This window comes from Candidatus Tisiphia endosymbiont of Ptychoptera albimana (genome assembly GCF_964026605.1).
Lineage (GTDB): Bacteria > Pseudomonadota > Alphaproteobacteria > Rickettsiales > Rickettsiaceae > Tisiphia.
On the sequence record NZ_OZ032164.1, the window covers coordinates 1,023,125 to 1,043,258 of the forward strand.

Annotated in this window: 17 protein-coding genes and 2 tRNA genes; 4 read left to right on the forward strand and 15 right to left on the reverse strand. The window is 33.1% G+C overall.

Annotated features, from left to right (window positions below; genetic code table 11):
* Positions 1-80 precede the first annotated feature (80 nt).
* On the forward strand, positions 81-824 hold the full coding sequence (locus tag AAGD36_RS04765) for a lysophospholipid acyltransferase family protein (RefSeq protein ID WP_341755146.1): 744 nt from the start codon (positions 81-83) through the stop codon (positions 822-824).
* Positions 825-1,137: 313 nt separating this feature from the next.
* Here AAGD36_RS04765 and AAGD36_RS04770 read toward each other — a convergent pair whose 3' ends face one another.
* The 4 genes from AAGD36_RS04770 to truB all read right to left on the reverse strand — a co-directional run bounded on the left by AAGD36_RS04770 (position 1,138) and on the right by truB (position 5,598).
* Complete coding sequence (locus tag AAGD36_RS04770; protein ID WP_341755147.1) at positions 1,138-1,935, reverse strand: N-acetylmuramoyl-L-alanine amidase; 798 nt, start codon at positions 1,933-1,935, stop codon at positions 1,138-1,140.
* A 160-nt stretch (positions 1,936-2,095) separates the two neighbouring features.
* Entirely contained in the window at positions 2,096-4,345 is a 2,250-nt protein-coding gene (gene pnp, locus AAGD36_RS04775; protein WP_341755148.1) for a polyribonucleotide nucleotidyltransferase, read from the reverse strand.
* Between the two features lie 66 nt (positions 4,346-4,411).
* Positions 4,412-4,681, reverse strand: coding sequence for a 30S ribosomal protein S15 (rpsO, locus tag AAGD36_RS04780; RefSeq protein WP_250311643.1), 270 nt, complete (start codon positions 4,679-4,681; stop codon positions 4,412-4,414).
* 20 nt (positions 4,682-4,701) lie between these two features.
* Positions 4,702-5,598: a tRNA pseudouridine(55) synthase TruB gene (gene truB, locus AAGD36_RS04785; protein ID WP_341755149.1), complete on the reverse strand. Its 897-nt coding sequence runs from the start codon at positions 5,596-5,598 to the stop codon at positions 4,702-4,704.
* Positions 5,599-5,889: 291 nt separating this feature from the next.
* Between truB and AAGD36_RS04790 the strand changes: the two genes are divergently transcribed.
* Together AAGD36_RS04790 and ppdK are read left to right on the forward strand one after the other, a co-directional pair.
* Positions 5,890-7,371, forward strand: coding sequence for a hypothetical protein (locus AAGD36_RS04790; protein ID WP_341755150.1), 1,482 nt, complete (start codon positions 5,890-5,892; stop codon positions 7,369-7,371).
* A 210-nt stretch (positions 7,372-7,581) separates the two neighbouring features.
* The gene (gene ppdK, locus AAGD36_RS04795; RefSeq protein ID WP_341755151.1) at positions 7,582-10,230 is read left to right on the forward strand and encodes a pyruvate, phosphate dikinase; all 2,649 of its coding nucleotides are present in this window, start codon (positions 7,582-7,584) and stop codon (positions 10,228-10,230) included.
* Here ppdK and AAGD36_RS04800 read toward each other — a convergent pair.
* From AAGD36_RS04800 to AAGD36_RS04840, 9 genes are all read right to left on the reverse strand, one after another.
* Positions 10,203-11,126: an RluA family pseudouridine synthase gene (locus AAGD36_RS04800; RefSeq protein WP_341755152.1), complete on the reverse strand. Its 924-nt coding sequence runs from the start codon at positions 11,124-11,126 to the stop codon at positions 10,203-10,205. The two genes, ppdK and AAGD36_RS04800, sit on opposite strands and share 28 nt — an antisense overlap.
* Before the next feature lie 136 nt (positions 11,127-11,262).
* Positions 11,263-11,541: a helix-turn-helix domain-containing protein gene (locus AAGD36_RS04805; RefSeq protein WP_341755153.1), complete on the reverse strand. Its 279-nt coding sequence runs from the start codon at positions 11,539-11,541 to the stop codon at positions 11,263-11,265.
* Entirely contained in the window at positions 11,538-11,846 is a 309-nt protein-coding gene (locus AAGD36_RS04810) for a transcriptional regulator (protein WP_341755154.1), read from the reverse strand. The genes AAGD36_RS04805 and AAGD36_RS04810 overlap by 4 nt, the downstream gene beginning before the upstream one ends.
* Before the next feature lie 100 nt (positions 11,847-11,946).
* The gene (locus tag AAGD36_RS04815) at positions 11,947-12,960 is read right to left on the reverse strand and encodes a COX15/CtaA family protein (protein ID WP_341755155.1); all 1,014 of its coding nucleotides are present in this window, start codon (positions 12,958-12,960) and stop codon (positions 11,947-11,949) included.
* A 247-nt stretch (positions 12,961-13,207) separates the two neighbouring features.
* A complete protein-coding gene (gene proS, locus AAGD36_RS04820; protein ID WP_341755156.1) occupies positions 13,208-14,494 on the reverse strand; it encodes a proline--tRNA ligase in 1,287 nt (428 codons plus the stop codon).
* Positions 14,495-14,509: 15 nt separating this feature from the next.
* Entirely contained in the window at positions 14,510-15,082 is a 573-nt protein-coding gene (gene folE, locus AAGD36_RS04825; protein WP_341756012.1) for a GTP cyclohydrolase I FolE, read from the reverse strand.
* 20 nt (positions 15,083-15,102) lie between these two features.
* A complete protein-coding gene (locus AAGD36_RS04830) occupies positions 15,103-16,554 on the reverse strand; it encodes a hypothetical protein (RefSeq protein WP_341755157.1) in 1,452 nt (483 codons plus the stop codon).
* A gap of 16 nt (positions 16,555-16,570) precedes the next feature.
* Positions 16,571-16,647 (reverse strand) — tRNA-Ile (locus AAGD36_RS04835).
* 125 nt (positions 16,648-16,772) lie between these two features.
* A tRNA-Lys gene (locus AAGD36_RS04840) sits at positions 16,773-16,848 on the reverse strand.
* Between the two features lie 272 nt (positions 16,849-17,120).
* Between AAGD36_RS04840 and AAGD36_RS04845 the strand changes: the two genes are divergently transcribed.
* On the forward strand, positions 17,121-17,855 hold the full coding sequence (locus tag AAGD36_RS04845) for a 3-deoxy-manno-octulosonate cytidylyltransferase (RefSeq protein WP_341755158.1): 735 nt from the start codon (positions 17,121-17,123) through the stop codon (positions 17,853-17,855).
* Between the two features lie 8 nt (positions 17,856-17,863).
* Here AAGD36_RS04845 and AAGD36_RS04850 read toward each other — a convergent pair whose 3' ends face one another.
* Positions 17,864-18,598 carry a biotin--[acetyl-CoA-carboxylase] ligase gene (locus tag AAGD36_RS04850; protein WP_341755159.1) on the reverse strand — a complete coding sequence of 245 codons (735 nt, stop codon included), beginning with the start codon at positions 18,596-18,598 and terminating at the stop codon, positions 17,864-17,866.
* A gap of 2 nt (positions 18,599-18,600) precedes the next feature.
* A complete protein-coding gene (nuoN, locus tag AAGD36_RS04855) occupies positions 18,601-20,079 on the reverse strand; it encodes an NADH-quinone oxidoreductase subunit NuoN (protein WP_410521230.1) in 1,479 nt (492 codons plus the stop codon).
* Positions 20,080-20,134 lie beyond the last annotated feature (55 nt).

The window sequence follows — 20,134 nt, forward strand, 5'->3', positions numbered from 1 at the left end:
AATTACTAATTATATCTATATGTAGACGCAATTTTATGCTATTGTACCCATTAATTATTAACAACTAAGATTAACCAACTATGTTTTGGCGTTTAAGAGTATTAACATTTTATGCATTACTTGCTATATTTACCATTACATTCTTCCTTATATGTTACATACCCGTAACATTTTTTAATGTCAACTATTATATACGTTACAGGATTGGAGTTATTTTCTCCTATGTATTTATTTGGCTGGCTAGAATCTTTTGTGGTTTAAAATACCAAGTTTCTGGTCTAGATAAATTGCCTTCATTTCCTTCTATAGTATTGTCTAATCACCAATCATGCTGGGAACAAATATTTGTACAATTAATTATACCTGAACATTCTTGGGTATTAAAAAAAGAGTTATTTAATATCCCATTATTCGGTTGGGGATTGGAAATGGTTAAGCCAATTGCCGTAGATCGTAATGCCAATATTTCAGTTGGTCAAATTTTAAGAGAAGGACAAGAAAAGATAAAAAGTGGTTTATGGTTGGTTATTTTCCCTGAATCTACTAGATTCAAACCAGAACAAAATGCCAAATTTAAACCCAGTGCAGCAAAATTAGCATCACTAGCAAAAGTACCGATCGTGATGATGGCTCACAATGCAGGGGTATACTGGCCAAAGGGTTTTTGGATTAAGAAACCAGGGGTAATCCAAGTAAAGATTATTGATGTTATCCCGATAGAGGAAATAGAGCAATCTGATGTTCGAGAATTGACAAGTAAGATAGAACAGGTAATCAATACTGAAAAGCAAATATTATTTGAACAAGCTGGTACACTCAAATGATTTAAAGAATTGGATTTGAAAATGAGGGGCGAGCAAGCAGAAGAATATACTTCCGAAGGAACAGGGATGACACCCACAACTGTTGAAAGTTAAAAAACCGTCATTGCGAGAAGACCGTAGGTCGACGAGAAGCAATCCATATGACAAGCTTCATAGATTGCCCCACGCTCACGTACGTTCGCTCGCAATGACGCATAGGCGGAAATCTAAAAACACCTTAGACTTAAAGGTTTTTGAAATCCCAGCTTTCGCTGGGATGACATAATGGCGGTGACATCACCCCTAAGAACATTTTTTATTACAGCAATTCTGATTAAGCAACATGTTCAAGAGCAACAACACCTGCTAAAGTTACATTAGGGTGAAGTTCATCTAAAACAAATTGACTTGCCTCACTCCACTCATTTGGAGGGGATTGTTCAGGAACATAACGTGTATTAAATTTCTCAAACCAAGTGGCGGTTTTATCACCACATTTTCCATCAACTTCAATACCATAACCATGGTCTTTTAACTGTTCTTGAACATGAGAGACTTTTTTAGAGACTTCTGTATCTTTATCACCTTTTCGTATTAATATCTGTTCTGCTTGTTCTTTCGTAGTAGGTATAAATTTACCAAAGCCAGCATCTGCAAGTTGTTTCCAAGGGAAGAATTTTCCGGGTGCTACATGCCTTTCAGCAACTTCACCAAGCCCTACAAGATTCTCCTCAAGATTCAAGTTTGGGTATCTAACTGTGATATCTTTAAGTAATTCTATTAATTTATTTATTTGAGAGTCTGTAAAAGCACTTTTTGCATTATTAATAAGCATAATGCCTATACCAAAGTCATTAACCTTTTCTTGCCCTTTCCAACTACTCTTACCGGCATAAAAGGTTTTTGATTCTAAGTCATTATGGTCTTGGTATTGCTGCTCTTCTTTTTTGTTTGGTTCTATATCTATCTTGTAATGTACGCTTGTTCCATTATATTGCATAGTTTCTATTGCAGAATTTAATGTTTCACAAACAGAATAGGTTAGTACCACACAACTTGGTTCTACTCCCGGTTCTCTAGGTGCAGAAAATTTACTATCATTAGTAGTGCTAACACCCTTATTTTTACTCATTACAACCTCCATTAAATAATTTTAACCTAATTATATTTACGCTGAACAATAATATACAGCCAAATTGTTTAGTGTAGAATCACTAGATTGTTATATCTAGATATAACAATCTAGTACTTAATATTTGTAACATTGTATTTTTATTGAGTCAATACCTTAATCAGTTAAAATACTTACGCTCCTTAGTTACAACTTCATCTTCATTAGAGGAGGCTGTTTTGTTATTTTGCCATTTCTTTGCAGATTCGCGTTTATTACCATTATTATCACTGTTATCTTTATAAGACTCAGATTTTTGATTAGTTGTAACGTCCCGAGTAATTTCAGCATCGATATTTTTTATGGTTAATTTAGCTTTGCCTTTATTGTCGAAACCAATAAGTTTAACTTTTACTATATCCCCATGTTTTAAAACACTAGATACAGACTCAATACGTTCCTTCGAGATTTCACTAATATGGATGAATCCATCACGATTACCTAAATAATTGATAAATGCTCCAGAGTCTAATATTTTAACAACAGTTCCATTGAATATGCCGCCTATTTCAGGATCAAAAGCAATTGACTTAATTTTTTCGACAGCCATATCTAGCTTCTCTTTGCCTATAGCCGAAACAGTTACATTGCCATCGTCGCTTATGTCAATTTTAGCCGATGTCATATCACAAATTTCGCGTATTACTTTGCCACCCGGTCCTATGACGTCTCTAATTTTATCTTTATCAATTTTAAAACTTTGAATACAAGGTGCATACTGGCTAATATGGTTATTGGTTTTATTAATAGTCTTATCCATTTCTTGTAAAATATGAACAAGACCAAGCTTTGCTTGAACTAAAACATGCTTCATTATTTCAAACGTTACTCCAGATATTTTTATATCCATTTGTAATGCGGTTATGCCGTGTATGCCACCAGCTACTTTAAAATCCATATCTCCAAGATGATCTTCATCCCCCATAATATCGGATAATACTACAAACTTATCGCCTTCTTTTATCAAACCCATAGCAATACCTGCTATAGGAGTTTTGATCGGTACTCCAGCATCCATAAGAGCCATGGAACTACCACAAACAGTAGCCATGGATGATGAGCCATTACAAGAGGTAATTTCTGACACTACTCTAATAGAATAAGGGAATTGTTCTTTAGTTGGCAGCATGCGGTTAATGGCTCTCCATGCTAGTTTGCCATGACCTATCTCTCTGCGACCAGGAGCTCTTACTGGGGTTGCTTCACCTACTGAATAAGGAGGAAAAATATAGTTAAGCATAAAACGCTCTTTATATTCCCCGTCTAAACTATCAACAATTTGTTCATCTTGACCAGTACCTAGTGTTGTAACTACTAAACTTTGTGTTTCTCCTCTAGTAAATAAGCTTGAACCATGTGTTTTTGGCAACAAAGCCACTTCACAAGCTATGTTTCTTATATCTTCCGGTTTTCTACCATCGATACGAATATTACTCTTTAATACGTTTTGCCGTAATATTTCTGATTCTACTTCTTTAAGAGCGAACTCAATCTGAGCATTAGTAAGATTATTATTAGCAATATCTTCGGCAAAATGTCGCTTAATTGTATCATGAATTTGCTTTACCGCTAATAGTCTTTCTTGTTTTAATTTAATAGAAAAAGCATTTTTAATATCTTCTTGCACTATGCTGCTAATTTGTTCTTTTAAGCTAGTAGGGAATAACTCGGCAGGCTGTATTTTAGCTTTCCCAGCAATTTTTACTAAGTCATTAATCAATCCAATTACAGGCTGTAATGCCTTGTGACCAAACTCAATAGCTTCCAACATTTTTTCTTCGGACAATAGATCGGCTTCAGACTCAACCATCATAACTGACGTCTTAGTGCCTGCCACTACTAAGTCTAATTTACTATCCTTTAATTGACTAAATGAAGGGTTTAATATGAATTGATCATTTATCAAGCCAACTCTGCTAGCTGCTACTATATCTTGATAGGGTGCTGCAGATAAAGCTAATGCAGCGGATGCTCCGATCATTGCTAATATATCACTGTTATACTCAGGATCGTATGAAAGAACAGTACATATTACTTGTGTTTCATTAAGAAAGGCTGGGTGGAATAATGGTCTAATTGGTCGATCGATCAAACGTGAGACAAGTACTTCTTTTTCCGATCCTTTACCTTCTCTTTTAAAAAAACCACCAGGTATTTTACCAGCAGCAAATGCCATTTCTTTATAATGGACAGTAAGAGGAAAGAATCCTATCCCTTCTTTTGCCTCTTTGGCACTCACGGCAGTACATAATAGGACAGTTCCCCCCATTTTTACCATAACTGCTCCATCAGCTTGACGAGCAATTTTACCAGTAGTTAATTCTAGTCGTTTCCCACCTAATTCTATCGTTTTTGTTATTTCTTCAAACATTCTTATTCCTTATTTAATGAACAAAAAACCCGGATAAAATTTTTGATTTTTTAACCGGGCTTTATTTTATTTTCTTATTCCTAGTTTATTAATCAACGACAAATATCTGCTTAGACTTTGCTTCTTGATATAATCCAACAATCGACGCCTACGACCAACTAACATTAATAATCCTCTCCTTGAGGAAAAATCTTTGTGATTAGTTTTAAAATGCTCTGTTAAGTTGCTAATTCTTTCAGTTAAAATTGCACATTGCACTTCACTAGAACCAGTATCGTTTTCTTTAGTAGCATATTCTGTAATTAATTGCTGCTTACGCTGTGCTGTAACCGACATCAGTAATCTCCATGTTTATTTTATAGGTTAAATACTCGTAAAGAATTAAAGCAATTTTCACTCAAGCTACCAATTGCTAAGAGAGAGTCATGATACCGAATCCAAATTAATTCAATATTCTCAGGATAATCAAAATAGCATTTCTGACCATGAATGATTTTCTTAGCTTGGTCAGTAGTAGCATCAAGCACCAGGATGTCGTCCAGTACTGCTTCAATTTTTATAGCTTTTTCTGCAAGGAACTGTTTCATTTCTTGCTTTTGTATATCAAGTTCTGATAATTTAATAGCATTGATTGCTGTAAATATTCCAACCTTAGTACGCTGTAATTCTAACACAAATGCTAAACTTTGCAAGGATAAAGCAATATCTTCTGCTAAAGTTCTTACATAGGTTCCTTTAGAGCATTCTACCCTATAGGTAGCTTGATTATTTTGGTGATTGAAATTAAGACATTCTAAATTATATATTTCAATATTCCGAGGGGTTAATTCGACTGTCAAATTTTCTCGTGCTAATTTATAGGATCTAATACCGTTAACTTTTATAGCAGAAAAGGCAGGAGGACGTTGTTTAATTGTACCTATGAATTTTTTACATATATTATGGCAATCAATTGAAGTAGGAATATTATCAGTAACCTTTATTATTTTTCCTGAAGCATCTGCTGTATCAGTTTGCCTACCAAACTGTACCGTAAAAATGTAAGTTTTCTTTGCATCTACTAGAACTCGTACTAGTTTTGTTGCTTCACCAATTGCCAAAGGTAATACACCTTCAGCTTCAACATCCAAAGTCCCACAATGACCAACTTTAGCCCCTAAAAGGTTTTTCTTAATGATAGAAACAAGCTTTGCTGAGCTTATGCCTTTAGGTTTATAAATATTAAGCCAGTAATTATTAAGGTAAAACGTCATTTGTTTGGTTATTTACGAATACTGTTAGCATAAGAGTAATTTAAATCTTAGCATAACCCTATCCTATGAAAAAAACACTATTTTTCTTACAAAAAAGCACTTTGTATATCAAAATATATATTGTATATATAGAATGTTATGATAAAATAGAAATGATAGGCTAACTATATATTAAACGTAAACTTAAAGATATTTGCAATATGTATCTTTGTTTTTTTTATTAGCAAAGCTTTTGGTAGCTTATCATATGAGGTTTATCATTTTCCTAAGGATAAGAAGCTTAGAATTAAGTTGGAATTTACTTCTCCTAATTCAAATCAAACAGAATTATATATTCCTCATCAAGTTTGGGGACATGATTTGTCTAATCAAATAAAAAATATTCATGTAGAAAATGGTGTTTTTATAAAAAATGCTAATAAAATAACGCATAAACCCAATCAAAAGATTATTGTATGGTATGATATATTGAATACTCAAGAAAAACTTGGATCAAGCTATTATACTTACATAATCGACCAGGGATTTTATTTTTTATATAAGTTTGCCTTAATATGCCCCAAATTATATACAAACGGCGAAAGTATAGATGTAGATATTAAATTTGCTAGTCATAATGATGTATTTACTAATTTTGGCAATATTGCTGCTAATAAAATACAAAAACTTAATCTTACTGCAGATAGCTTAATTTCAAAGGGATTTGCTATATCTGGAAACCATAGTATCTTACAAAATGTAAATTATAAGGGTAACAACATAATATTTTTTAGTATAGATACCAAATCACAGGAAAGCTTAACAAAACTTTTATATGAAATAATAAATGCTCAAGAGAGATTCTTTGAAACAAAGAATAATGATAATTTGTTTGTATTCATAAATAACCATAGAAAACATAATAGTTTCTATGGTACTTTAATTGGCGGTAATACTGTTCTGTATCTATTACCTGAGAAGTTTAATGTAAATGATTTTAATATTAAGCACCTACTGGCACATGAAAATTTGCATAAGTGGATAGGCAATACTCTGATAAAGGAAAAAGAGGAAACACTATATAAGTGGTTTACAGAAGGATTTACACAGTATTTTACTGACAAGATTAATTTAACTAATGGAATTGTAACATTTGAAGAATATTTAGGGAACTATAACAAGATTTTACAAAAATATTATACCTCTCCTTACTTATTATTTGATAATGAAACTATATCAAAATTATATTGGGATAATGCTCTAGCTAGCGAGTTACCATATGATAGAGGCTATATAATAGCATCTGTACTAGATATAAAAATACAAAATCTAACTAATACTCAGTTTAGTTTGGATAATCTTATAAAAACAATAGTGGCAAATCATACTCCTAGTAAAAAAGAGAAATTCACTACCACAATTATGATGCAATATATTAACAATATTACCAAAAATAACTTGAAACGTACAGTTAATAAATTTGTAAAATATGGTAATTTTGATTTAAGTAATTTCTTAAATAACTCAAAATTACATTATAAAAAAATTGCCATAAATGATTATGGGTTTGATATTACAAATTTTCAGAAGATAGTTAGCAACTTAAAAAAGGATAATACAGCATATAAAGCTGGGCTACGTAATAATGATAAATTCAAGAAAATTCATATTTCACAAGAAAATCAAGAAGCTATAGCGGAAATAACCATTGAACTAATTAATGGAAGATTAATAAAATATTATGCTAAAAAGAAATTAATAAAAATTCCTGAATATACCAGTATTTATAAGTAGACAGGATTATCAAAAGCTAAAAAACAGAAACTTGATTTTAATGAATTATTATTGAGCGGTACAAAATTTGATCAACTAGAAATCAAGAGAGTGAGGGAAGAAACTTGGGAGACTTGAGTTATGAGATATCTTCTAGTACAGGGCATTTAAACATTGCAGCTTATCTAGGCATATTATATAATAATTATCTTAGAAATTGTTTCGGTATTTATGAACAAATGGATCTATTATTTTGGTACTAAAGGTGGGGATGGTAATGCCCAAATGAAGGACGTACTTGGCAGTAAAGGGGCTGGTCTTGCTGAGATGTCTAACTTAAATTTACCTATTCCAGATGGTTTTACTATTACTACAGAACTTTGTAATTATTTTTACAAAAATAATTACAATTTGCCTGAGAATTTTAATAAGGATTTAGCGGTAGCTGTTAAAAATTTAGAAAATACTACTGGTAAAATTTTTGGGGATCATAAAAATCCACTACTACTATCCGTCCGTTCAGGTTCAAGAGCCTCTATGCCCGGCATGATGGATACTATACTTAATCTTGGGTATAATGATCAAGTTTGCGATGCACTATCAAATATTACTGGAAATGAAATTTTTGCTCTTGACAGCTATCGACGATTCTTAGAAATGTACGGATCAATGGTATTGTCAATTTCAAATGGTTTATTTAAAAATGCATTTGAAATGCATAAGGTCAAATGTAATCTCTATCAAGAGAAAGAAATTACAGGAGATTTCTTAAGAGTCATAGTTGAAGAATTTAAAAAGATAATTTCTAATCATTACGACGAATCATTTTGTGACCCATATAAACAATTAGAGCAATCAATAAAAGCCGTATTGAAATCTTGGGTAGGTGACAGAGCAGTAACTTATAGAAAGCTACATAATATATCTGATGATTGGGGTACAGCGATTAATATACAGTCAATGGTTTTTGGTAATCAAGGGAGTAATTCTGCTACAGGCGTAGTATTCTCACGTTGTCCTGCAACCGGTGAAAACAAGCTTTTTGGCGAATATTTAGTAAATGCTCAAGGTGAGGATGTTGTATCAGGGACAAGAACCCCTAGCCCTATTATGTCAAACGAGCATGATATAGACTCTTCAATGCAAATGGTTATGCCACAAATATTTGAACAATTACAAGGTATTTGTAAGAAGTTAGAGCTACATTATTTGGATGTACAAGATATTGAGTTTACCGTACAAAACGGTGTTTTGTATATTTTGCAAACACGTACTGCTAAAAGAACAGCTTTAGCTAGTATTAAAATTGCCACTGATATGGTACAAGAAGGGCTGATTTCTAAACAACAAGCAATAATGCGTATAGATCCGGAATCACTAACTCAGCTTTTGCATACGGCTATTGATTATAGTAATAGTTTAAACCATATCTCTAAAGGGTTGCCAGCATCTCCGGGGGCTGCTACTGGCATGGTAGTTTTTTCTCCTTATGATGCCGAAAAAATGTCGCATCACCATAAAGTAATTTTGGTACGCCATGATACTAGCCCTGAAGATATAAGTGGTATGTATGTTTCAGCTGGGATTCTAACAGCCAGAGGTGGAATGACCTCACATGCTGCGGTAGTTGCTAGAGGGCTAGGAAAACCATGTGTTTGCGGGGCAAATGATGTGGTAATAGATGAAAAAAAACAGCTCTTTAAAATAGGGGAAACTATCATTAATTATGGTGACTTAATAACTATAGATGGTGGAACAGGAAAAATTTTTTTAGGGGAAGTACCACTTATTCAGCCTAGTTTTACTAAGGAATTTCAAACAATTTTAGATTGGGCAGATGAATTTGCTACTTTAAAAGTTAGAGCCAATGCTGAAACTATTTTAGACGCTGGTGTTTCCATGAAATTTGGGGCGTGTGGAATTGGACTATGTAGAACAGAACATATGTTTTTTGACCCTGATAAAATTCCATTAGTACGAGAAATGATAATTGCTCCTGATATAGAACGGAGAAAACATGCGATAAATAAATTATTGCCCTTGCAAATTCGAGATTTTAAGGCATTATTTCGAATTATGCATAGTAAAGCCGTAAATATAAGACTGCTTGACCCTCCTTTACATGAATTTTTGCCAACAACAGAGATTGATAAAAGAAACTTAGCAGATGTTATGAATCTACCTTTAGCTGTTGTGGAACAACGTTTGCACGCACTATATGAAGTGAATCCTATGCTTGGACATAGAGGATGTCGCCTAGGTATTTCTTATCCTGAGATTTATCAAATGCAAATAATGGCAATTTTTACTGCTATCAGAGAATTGCAAATTGAAGAAAATATAAATATTATTCTAGAGTTAATGATTCCTTTAATCAGTGACGTTAATGAGCTAAAAGCTTTAAAGATACATATACAAGATGTGATCATTGACATGGAGAATACTAACCAATGTAAGTTTGATTTTACTCTTGGTACTATGATCGAGCTACCAAGAGCTGCTTTAAAAGCTGGAGAAATTGCCAAGCAGGTAGATTACTTTAGCTTTGGTACCAACGATTTAACACAAACAACTTACGGCATTTCTCGAGATGATGTAGCGTCATTTTTTCCAGACTATTTGGAAAAAAAAATCTTTGCATTTGATCCTTTTAGTAAATTAGATGAGGAAGGGGTAGGGGAGTTAATAGAAATTGCTATAAGACGTGGGTTAAAAAACAATCCTACATTAAAACTTGGCGTATGCGGAGAACATGCGGGCAATCCTGATTCTATAGAGTTTTTTCATAAAATTGGTTTGCATTATGTATCCTGTTCACCATACCGCATTCCTATAGCCAGGATTGCCGCAGCTCAAGCGGAAATAAAGAGATGTGGATAAAAATATCCCGGTAAATCTATATTAATTATTATTTCTTTAGCAAATATTTTCTCCGGTAAGATTATTCTTTTGGCATGTAATAACATTTCCTTGGATAAAGCCATTGCTTCTTGAGTACCATATTTTGTGTCACCTATTATGGGACAACCCAGCATTTTCGCATGGAATCGAAGTTGATGCATTCTGCCAGTAAGAGGAGTGAACTCAACTAGAGTCAAACCATTATTTAAGTTTTTCAGCAATTTATAGCAAGTTATGGCTAATTTGCCATGTTCTTCATCATTTTGTACAGTCTCATACGCCCCTCCCCTATTCTTCCCTATCATACCACTAATTTCTCCTTCATGTTGCGGAAGGTTACCTAAAACTACTGCAATATAGGTTTTCTGAATATTCTTTTCCTTAAAGGCTTTCACTAATTTTATACTACTCGCATAATTTTTAGCGATTAGTAATATACCTGAAGTATCTTTATCTAACCTATGTATTAGTTTTAAATCTGCCCCTTGGCTATTTAAATATTGTAGTGCATCATCTATAGATAGGCTTATTTTACTACCACCTTGGGTTGCAAGACCTACTGGCTTATTAATTGCTATAAGCCACTCATCCTGATAAACTAGGTAATCCTTCATTAACTTACCAGCTAGTATAACTGTCGAACTCGAAAAAACCCTATCAGACACTTTTTGAGGTTCTAAATTTAAACTATCCTCTATAAAAATTTGATCCCCAGCCTTTATTCGTAAATTTGCCGCTACCTTACAAGAATTAACCATTATCTGTTTAAACCTTAAGGCACGCTCAACCATCCCTTGGGTAAAGCTAGGATATAATTTCTTCAAGTAACGATCCAACCTACAAGGTAGTTCTATATCTACATTTAATATTGCCATAATGAGAACATTAATACGCTATTTAATCAGGGAGATTTAGGTAACTGGCTAATACCCTACTATTTAATAACCTTTTATTTATTAGCTTTACGAACATAATTGAGGCGTATGGTTAAACAAGTACACTCCCTTCTCCTTAGTTTAAATCAAGAAAAATTTCAGGATGTTTTTGTACTATTCTTAATAAAGATATAGCTGAACCACGGGGTTTACGTCTTCCTTGTTCCCATTCCTGTAATGTTCTTAAATTAATGCACATTAATTCTGAAAATTCTTTTTGTGAATAACATAATTGTTTCCTAATGTTTATTATCTCATTATTACTTTTTATTGTCTTTATTGTACCTTTTCCTTTTTTTATATCTTTGATAGCTGATAAAAGTTCTGCTCCTATATCCCTTTTTTTTGCTTTCATAATTCTAATTCTTCCTTAATTTTTCTTAAAATACCAATTGATATGTTTTCAGTTTCATTTTTTGCATAAATGGTTAATAACCATATTTGCTCTTCTTCCATTTTATAATAATAAATAATCCTAACTCCACTTCGTTTACCACTATCTTTATTAGACCATCGTATCTTTCTAAGCCCTCCACTTCTAGGTATCAAATCGCCTGCTTTTGGATGTAGAGATAATTCCCATTGAAATGCAGCATATTGATCATCAGTAAAATAGGACCTTAATAACTTACTAAATAAAGGAGATTCAATATATTCCATCACTATATAATACGTCATTGCCGTATAAAGTCAATTATTTTATTAGCAAATGCTAGGTTGAACCCCAAGTTATTAGCAGAAGCAGAATTATGCAATAGGTCTATGCACTCTTTAACAAAAAATACCCCCATAATATACATGATAATAGTATAATAGCAAAAATCTGATGCACTAAGGCCATTAATATAGGTACTGAATATAAAATAGTAATTATGCCAGCTAACATTTGTAATATCAGCACACCAACAATATAATAAGCAACTTTGTTTAATTTAGGATGCTTGGTTTTTATTAGACTCAACACTAACAAACCAACACTAGTACAAACAATATACGCTCCAATTCTATGGATAAACTGAACAAAAACAGCATCACTTAAACTATCTCTACTCAATAGTTTAAAAGCTATTTCTTGAGGTATAAAACTATTCCCCATTAACGGGAAGCTATTATATACAAGCCCTGCATCAAGACCTGCAACTAGACCACCTAAAAAAATCTGTATATAAACTATAATAATAGTGAATATACAAAAGAATTTTGCTAAATTTAAACTTATTGTCCGTTCAACTAGTAAAATATCAAAACTATTTTTCATCAGCTGATAGAACAGTAAATTATAGATAATAACTGCAATAACCAAATGACAAGCTAAACGGAAATGACTGACATATGGCTGCGAAATTAGACCACTTTTCACCATATACCAGCCCATAAATCCTTGGACTGCAAATAATAACGATATCGCCAAATATACAGGCAGTAACCTTGTATCAATCCGTCCACGTACAAAAAAATACAGTAATGGTACTAGATACAACAAACCTGCTACTCTGCCAGCAAAACGGTGAATAAATTCAAGCCAAAAAATAAATTTAAACTCTGAAAGAGTCATATTAGTATTTTTTTGCTTATATTCGACAGATTGTTGATATTTAGCAAATTCATCCTGCCAGTCAGCATTACCCAGCGGGGGAACGACACCTGAAACCGGTTTCCATTCAACAATTGATAAACCAGCATCAGTAAGCCTAGTGAGACCTCCTAAAAAAATCATAAATATTACCATGCAGCAGCATACCGCCAACCAACGCTTTACTAATATGTGTGACATTAGACCCGCTACCTTTAGTATCTATAATATAAAATATAACAAATTTTTATCGTCCCCTAATACTCTTTTTCATTATGAACCTCATGTATACTCGGTGAACTTCAAGAATTGGCGTTGTCGCGACCAAAGATCGAAGCTGCCTAGTTACTCATGTACGCCTAGCAGCTCGACTTTGCTACTGCCTAGCTCTTCTTGAAGTTATACTATCGTCTACCAACTCTTCATTTACGAGCAGTATATGATATTTTTACCTAAATATTCTATCAATAACAGCACCCACATCTAATTCTTCCATTTTTCCAGTCCTACGATCTTTTAGTTCGACCACATTATTTTCAGCTTTTTTAGGACCAATGATTATTTGGTATGGTGATCCTATAAGATCATGCGTGGCAAATTTGCTACCAGCTCGTTCACTAGTATCGTCGTATAACACTTCTATATTATTTGCTGTTAGTTTATCATATATGGTTCTAGATAATCTATTACAGTAATTATCATTTATGTTCAAATTTATTAGTGATACTAGAAAAGGAGCAATATTTGTAGACCATATAATCCCTTTATCATCATGACTTGATTCGATTATGGCAGCTAAAAGTCTTGAAATACCAATACCGTAAGAACTCATTTCCACTGGCACAAGATTACCCTTATTACTATTTACTAAAGCATTCATGGCTTCGGCATATTTTGTGCCAATATAAAAAATATGCCCAACTTCAATACCCTTACTACTGGCAAGGTCATGTTCTGATAACAGGCATTTATCAGGATCATGTTTTTCTTCTGCTGCCGCATATAAGGTTTGTAATTTTTCAATATCTAAACTTTCCTGATCTGTTAAAGATAGGAATTTTTTATCATAAAAAATTGTACTCTCACCATTATCAGCAAGAATATGGAACTCGTGGCTTAAATTGCCACCAATTGGACCATTATCAGCAAGTACTGGGATTACAGTTAAACCCATATCACGAAATGTTTGCATATAGGCTAGATACATCTGATTATAGGTTTTTACAGCACTTATTTGATCTATATCAAAAGTATATGCATCTTTCATTAAGAATTCTCTACCACGCATAACCCCAAAGCGAGGTCTAATTTCATCCCTAAATTTCCATTGAATATGATATAAGTTTTTGGGCAAATCCTTATAGGACTGAATATTATTTCTAAAAATATCAGTCACCATGTCTTCATTAGTAGGTCCAAACAATAACGTATTATCATGGCGATCTTGGAATTTTAGCATTTCTTTGCCATAATTCTCAAATCTTCCAGATTCCACCCATAAAGATGCTGGTTGAATACAAGGCATTAATATTTCAATAGCCCCTACCTTGTTCATATTAAGTCGAACGATATTTTCAACATTTTTAAGGGCTTTTAAGCCTATCGGCAACCAGCTATAAATCCCAGCAGATTGCTGTCTTATCATACCACTTCTAAGCATCAACCGATGAGAAACCACTTGTGCCTCCACTGGTTCTTCCTTCAGCACAGGTAAAAAATATTTTGATAGTAACATAAAGTTTACCTTGGATTATTTTTTGGAAATAATATTTAGGAATTCGTGGCGATATTTCTGCTGCTCTATATATATACCTGTATAATGCATAGTATTCATAATACTATCATTTTGCATAACTCCTCTAAGAGTCATACAGCTATGTAATGCAGAAATCTTAACCGCAACACCTAGGGGCTTAATATATTTCTGTAATGTTTCAGCAATTTGTACAGTCATCTTTTCTTGAATCTGTAGTCTCCTAGCAAAAACATCAACTATCCTAGCGAGCTTGCTGATACCTATTATACAATTATCAGGTATATAAGCTATATTTACCGTACCAGTTATCGGTAACATATGATGTTCACAAAATGAATTAAAATGTATGTCTTTTAACACTATGAAATCCTGAAAATTACAAGTATCGTAAAATTTAGTCGTTAATATTTCTTCCACATCTCTATCATACCCAGAAAACACTTCTTGGTAAGTTTTTATTACTCTATCAGGAGTTTTTAGTAGCCCTTCCCTATTTGGATCTTCACCAATAAATCGTAATAAAGTTTTAACTGCCTCTTTGGCTTCTTCTGTAGTAGGTTTTTTCAAGTCCATTATTTTTATTCCAATTACTTAAACAAGATTCTTCTACCACAAATAATAACAAACATCAAGCCACCAACAATAGCAATCAGCCCACCACCACCCATTATACCCATTAATAATTTACTGCCAATAGTCATTTCTACCCAAGGTGTTTTTCGCATCACCCCGTACCCACCAGCAAAGAGCAGAGCTATAATATGTAACATCTGCCCTGTAGTTATCGTTATAATTGCTGTTGTAAAATATGAGTTCTTCTGCTGTTTATCGTCACATAGAAGAAAGCAGAAACCCATACAAGCTACACTAATCCCAACAATTGAACCATGATAGTGTGCAGGAATAGTAACATTCATACCTGTAATTAATATACCAATAAATCCTCCAAACAGAAATAATATGCTAGAACAAATTATGCTCATCTTTATATAGCTAACCTGATTACTATTTACTCGTAGCAAACTAGTGTCATTGCGAGGAGCTACTTTAGTAGCAACGAAGCAATCTATAAAAGTGATTAGAAATGGATTGCTTCGTTGGCTTACGCTTCCTCGCAATGACGAAGTAATGTTATTCAAATTAGCTGTAACTAGCTCATAAAACATTATTATCAAAGACAAAGTTGCTGCTATCCCACCACCATATTTCATTTGTTTAGTGTAGTATTCTTTGAATTCAGCATCTATAATATCATATAATAAATGTCCACTAATAGCTGCAACACTTATAACAAAATTTAAATATAATAGTGCAAGGTACAGCTTTTTAAATCTTAATTCCTTACCTATCCAAGCATGGAATAACACTATCATTACTAATATCAAAATTTGCGTGTAAATAAACTGTAATAAATGCCCACCACTCCAAAAAAGCAATTCATAGTAAAATTCTATATCGACTGGTACAAGTTTAATAATTTCTTGTAATTGGTAATAAGACCAAATAAAACATACCCATACTAACACCCACATTATTACGGTAGAAAGGATAGTAAAATTAATGAGGGAGTTAAAGTAAGATATTTTGCAACAGTTCCATAATGTATATAAGGCAAATAACAATACAGATACACCAAATAAACTAATTCCGAGAATAAACATTATATTCTCCAGCATTGGTATGTAATTATTCATTACAGGAAAATTTTGACCACAGAATGGTGATAAAGCTATTAGTGCAGTAGAAATAAATGCTATTATTACACATGTTATGCTGGGAGTCGTTGCCTCTAGATTATAGCTCCAAACACATGCTGTAACTAACATCAACCAAACTAAGATTGATAAATTAACATGAATAACCAAAGCTGATTTAAAGATTTCTGTATTGGGGAATAGGTTAACTAACATTGGAGTGCGAAGCATTACCAATATTATTGAATACACCCCAGCAAGAGCAAGCGAAAATATACCATTTCCAAGCCAGTAAATAGCTAACTTATTACGGCTTAATTGTGGAATTATATTCTCAAGATTCATAAAGAATACTTACGAATGGTGGGTTTGAGAAGACTTGAACTTCCGACCTCACGCTTATCAGGCGTGTGCTCTAACCAGCTGAGCTACAAACCCATTAATACCCTTAGCATTTCAAGTGTTAGCAGTGTCATGCATCAGATATACTTTTTTAGCTGGCTTCACTTAGGATTATAAACCCAACATACGCAAATATGTTTATGGTTTTAAGTACCCTAAAGTGGTGGGCTCGCCGGGATTCGAACCCGGGACAACCTGATTAAAAGTCAAGTGCTCTACCTGCTGAGCTACGAGCCCTAAACAATATACTCGGTGAACTTCAAGAATTGGCGTTCCCGCGACCAAAGATCGAAGCTGCTCACGTACTAATGTACGCCTAGCAGCTCGACTTTGACACTGCCTAGCTCTTCTTGAAGTTGACCTTCGTCTACCAACTCTTCATTTACGAGCAGTATACTACTTAAAGACAAATTGTCTCTCAAGAACCTGTCTAATAAGCTTTACTTTATCGTTTAAAAAGCGTATCATGTCAACAATTATTTTGATAAATATCTTTAATATGGTAGTTTATGCACTCTGATGTTGCAATTATTATTCCTTCAAGACTTGATTCAGTAAGACTTCCCAAAAAACCTCTACAACTTATAGGAGGAATATCAATAATCGAGCATGTTATTAGGCAAGTATATTCAACCAAACTAAAAAATATTTATGTGGCAACTGATTCAGAAATTATAGCTAAAAAAGTTACTGATTGTGGTGGACAATTCATTATGACAAGCCAAGAATGTCAAACTGGTACCGAACGTGTATACGAAGCGTTTCAGCTAATCCCTAATAATCACCATATTAACTATATCTTGAATGTACAGGGTGATATGCCTTTTGTTGAACCGGAATCAATTATTAAAGTTATTGAAAACCTAAAATCTAGTAGCCATGATATTATGACCCCAGTAGTAAAAGTCGGTATAGACGCCGTAAATGGTCATAGTAATGTCAAAGTTATTACTGACCATAATGATAAGGCTTTGTATTTCTCTCGTAATCTCATTCCACACGGTGCAGAAGAATTTCTATATCATGTAGGAATGTATGGGTTTCGCAAAGAAGCATTAACTAAATTCATAAACTTACCTGTTTCAACTTTAGAATTAAGCGAAAAACTTGAACAACTAAGAGCATTACAAAATAACATGTCCATAGGGGTATGTTATGTTAACAATATTCCTATCTCTGTTGATACAGTAGAAGATTTAAACAAAGCTATCAAATTTTATCAACAACTTAATGTTACTGTGTAAGTAAGAATCTACGATATCTCAGGGCTAAGTAAGGTAACTACCTTTCCATCATCAAGTTGAATTCTTATACCACCATATTCATCTATATCTTTAAAAATTCCTGAGATTTTTGTGTTTCCATCATTTACGCTAACCATCTCACCTAATTTATAAGCATGTTTAAGCCAATATTGTCTTATTTTGCTAAACCCTTGTTCCTTCCATCTACTGAAACATTTTTCAAAATTAATCATCAATATATCTAATAAATATTCTATATCTTTTATTTCTATCCCCTCATCGAATAGATTAGTTGCAAATTGTTCAATATTTACAGGACTTTTCTTGATATTAATACCAATACCTATAATAAGATAATTATTGTTATTGATACTAATAGATTCAAGCAATATACCAGATACTTTCTTGTCATTTATCAAAATATCATTAGGCCATTTTAATTTAATAGAATTTTCTGATCTAGCGGACAAAGAATTGATAGTTTTATAAACAACAATAGCCATAACAAAAGATAATTGTGGAATATAGCTAAGATTAATCTTATGATTTAATAATATACTAACATGCAAATTCCCTAGACTAGAATGCCAAATTCTACTATTTCTTCCACGCGATTTTGTCTGATTTTTTGCCAATATTACATAATTTTTATCAGGACAATCCTTAGCCATCCTAATAGCTTCAGAACTGGTACTATCTATCTCATCAAAAATTAGTAGATTATATTTTTCCTGCCATGACATAGCTATAAACCATCCATAGTATCAGCAAGTGGTTGGATAAAAACACACAGAAGCAATAAAACTCCAATAATCAAATAGCATATAAATTTTAAGCTCTTAGGTGTTGGTACTAAAACTAGTTTCAAACTTTCTCGTTTCAAACTTTTATCCGCCTCAAAAAAATACATAAACTTAACTATTTTCAGGTAATAATAAGCCGCTACAACACTTGTGCCAATAGCTATAAATGCTAGAGTAAATTGTTTCTCTATAATAGCCTGATAGAAAACGCTGTATTTCGCAAGAAATCCTGCCAGTGGTGGAATGCCTATCATAGAGAACATGATAATCGCAATCCCAGCAGCTAACGCTTTACGGGTAGAAGCAAGACCTTTAATATCATCAAAAGTTGCTGAATCTGATTTTTTACCTAGCAGAGTAATTAGGCAAGCAAAAAAGCCAGTGACAGAAGCAGCATAAATAACCATATATAGTAATGCTACTCTATCACCGTAAGGAGTATGAAAAGAAATAGCCATTAAAACATAGCCTATATTTAGAATAGTGCTGTAACCCATTAGCCTTTTGAGGGAGGTTTGTCTAATAGCACCAGCTGCCCCAATAAGCATGGATAAAATCGCAGTGATTTTTATTAGATCAACTGAAATTTGCTTATAATCTCCAATTACCATAGTCATTATATTTAATAATACCACCACATTACCAATTTTTGTGGCAGCAGAGAAATAGGTAATTGAAGGAATGGGAGACCCTTCATATACATCTAACGTCCAACTATGCAAAGGAGCAGCTGATAATTTAAATAAGATACCACTTAAAAAAAGCACTAAACCCACTATTAAACCAATATTTGGCTGCGGTGAATGATTCAATTTCTGAAAAATATTACTATAATCTAAACTACCGCCAAATCCATAAATAAAGGAAATGCCAAATAACGTTAGGCAGCTAATCAAAGACCCAAGAATAAAATATTTTAACGCTCCTTCTGATGCTTTAATATTATTCAGATTAAAGCCAGCTAATACATAGGCTACCAGTGCCTGTAACTCCATAGCAACAAATAAAAGTAAAAAATTACGGGCTGATATAGTAATAAAAACACCAACAGTAGAAAGTAGCACTAAGGTTATAAATTCTGTTTTAAACTCCTCCTTAGTGATTTTACAATATGCCTGATAAATCATCATAGTCATTATTGAAAATAATAAAACAAAGAATTTAAAACCAACAGTAAAATGATTAACGACAAAAGAATTACGAAAAGCTATTATACCATTACCTGAACCTTGTAAAGCAAGATACTGCAACTGTTGAAAAGCGACAATAAGTAATATTGCCGATAGTAATATCTGAGTATTGCTAATGGTTTTAGTTTTTGTACTAAATAACACTGCATATGTCTGAGTAAACAAAGCTAGTAAGGTCAGCATTATCTCAGGTAAAATAATTACAAATTGTTTAAAAATTGGGTCTGTCATATTGCAAGTTTCTAAGTTTTTATATAAATGCTAATATATACTATAAAATCGCTAG

Excerpts from the sequence above, each read along its gene's own strand:
- AAGD36_RS04765 (WP_341755146.1), top strand. The coding sequence starts at position 81 with ATGTTTTGGCGTTTAAGAGTATTAACATTTTATGCATTACTTGCTATA.
- AAGD36_RS04770 (WP_341755147.1), bottom strand. The coding sequence starts at position 1,935 with ATGAGTAAAAATAAGGGTGTTAGCACTACTAATGATAGTAAATTTTCT.
- pnp (WP_341755148.1), bottom strand. The coding sequence starts at position 4,345 with ATGTTTGAAGAAATAACAAAAACGATAGAATTAGGTGGGAAACGACTA.
- rpsO (WP_250311643.1), bottom strand. The coding sequence starts at position 4,681 with ATGTCGGTTACAGCACAGCGTAAGCAGCAATTAATTACAGAATATGCT.
- truB (WP_341755149.1), bottom strand. The coding sequence starts at position 5,598 with ATGACGTTTTACCTTAATAATTACTGGCTTAATATTTATAAACCTAAA.
- ppdK (WP_341755151.1), top strand. The coding sequence starts at position 7,582 with ATGAACAAATGGATCTATTATTTTGGTACTAAAGGTGGGGATGGTAAT.
- AAGD36_RS04800 (WP_341755152.1), bottom strand. The coding sequence starts at position 11,126 with ATGGCAATATTAAATGTAGATATAGAACTACCTTGTAGGTTGGATCGT.
- AAGD36_RS04805 (WP_341755153.1), bottom strand. The coding sequence starts at position 11,541 with ATGAAAGCAAAAAAAAGGGATATAGGAGCAGAACTTTTATCAGCTATC.
- AAGD36_RS04810 (WP_341755154.1), bottom strand. The coding sequence starts at position 11,846 with ATGGAATATATTGAATCTCCTTTATTTAGTAAGTTATTAAGGTCCTAT.
- AAGD36_RS04815 (WP_341755155.1), bottom strand. The coding sequence starts at position 12,960 with ATGTCACACATATTAGTAAAGCGTTGGTTGGCGGTATGCTGCTGCATG.
- proS (WP_341755156.1), bottom strand. The coding sequence starts at position 14,494 with ATGTTACTATCAAAATATTTTTTACCTGTGCTGAAGGAAGAACCAGTG.
- AAGD36_RS04830 (WP_341755157.1), bottom strand. The coding sequence starts at position 16,554 with ATGAATCTTGAGAATATAATTCCACAATTAAGCCGTAATAAGTTAGCT.
- AAGD36_RS04845 (WP_341755158.1), top strand. The coding sequence starts at position 17,121 with ATGCACTCTGATGTTGCAATTATTATTCCTTCAAGACTTGATTCAGTA.
- AAGD36_RS04850 (WP_341755159.1), bottom strand. The coding sequence starts at position 18,598 with ATGTCATGGCAGGAAAAATATAATCTACTAATTTTTGATGAGATAGAT.
- nuoN (WP_410521230.1), bottom strand. The coding sequence starts at position 20,079 with ATGACAGACCCAATTTTTAAACAATTTGTAATTATTTTACCTGAGATA.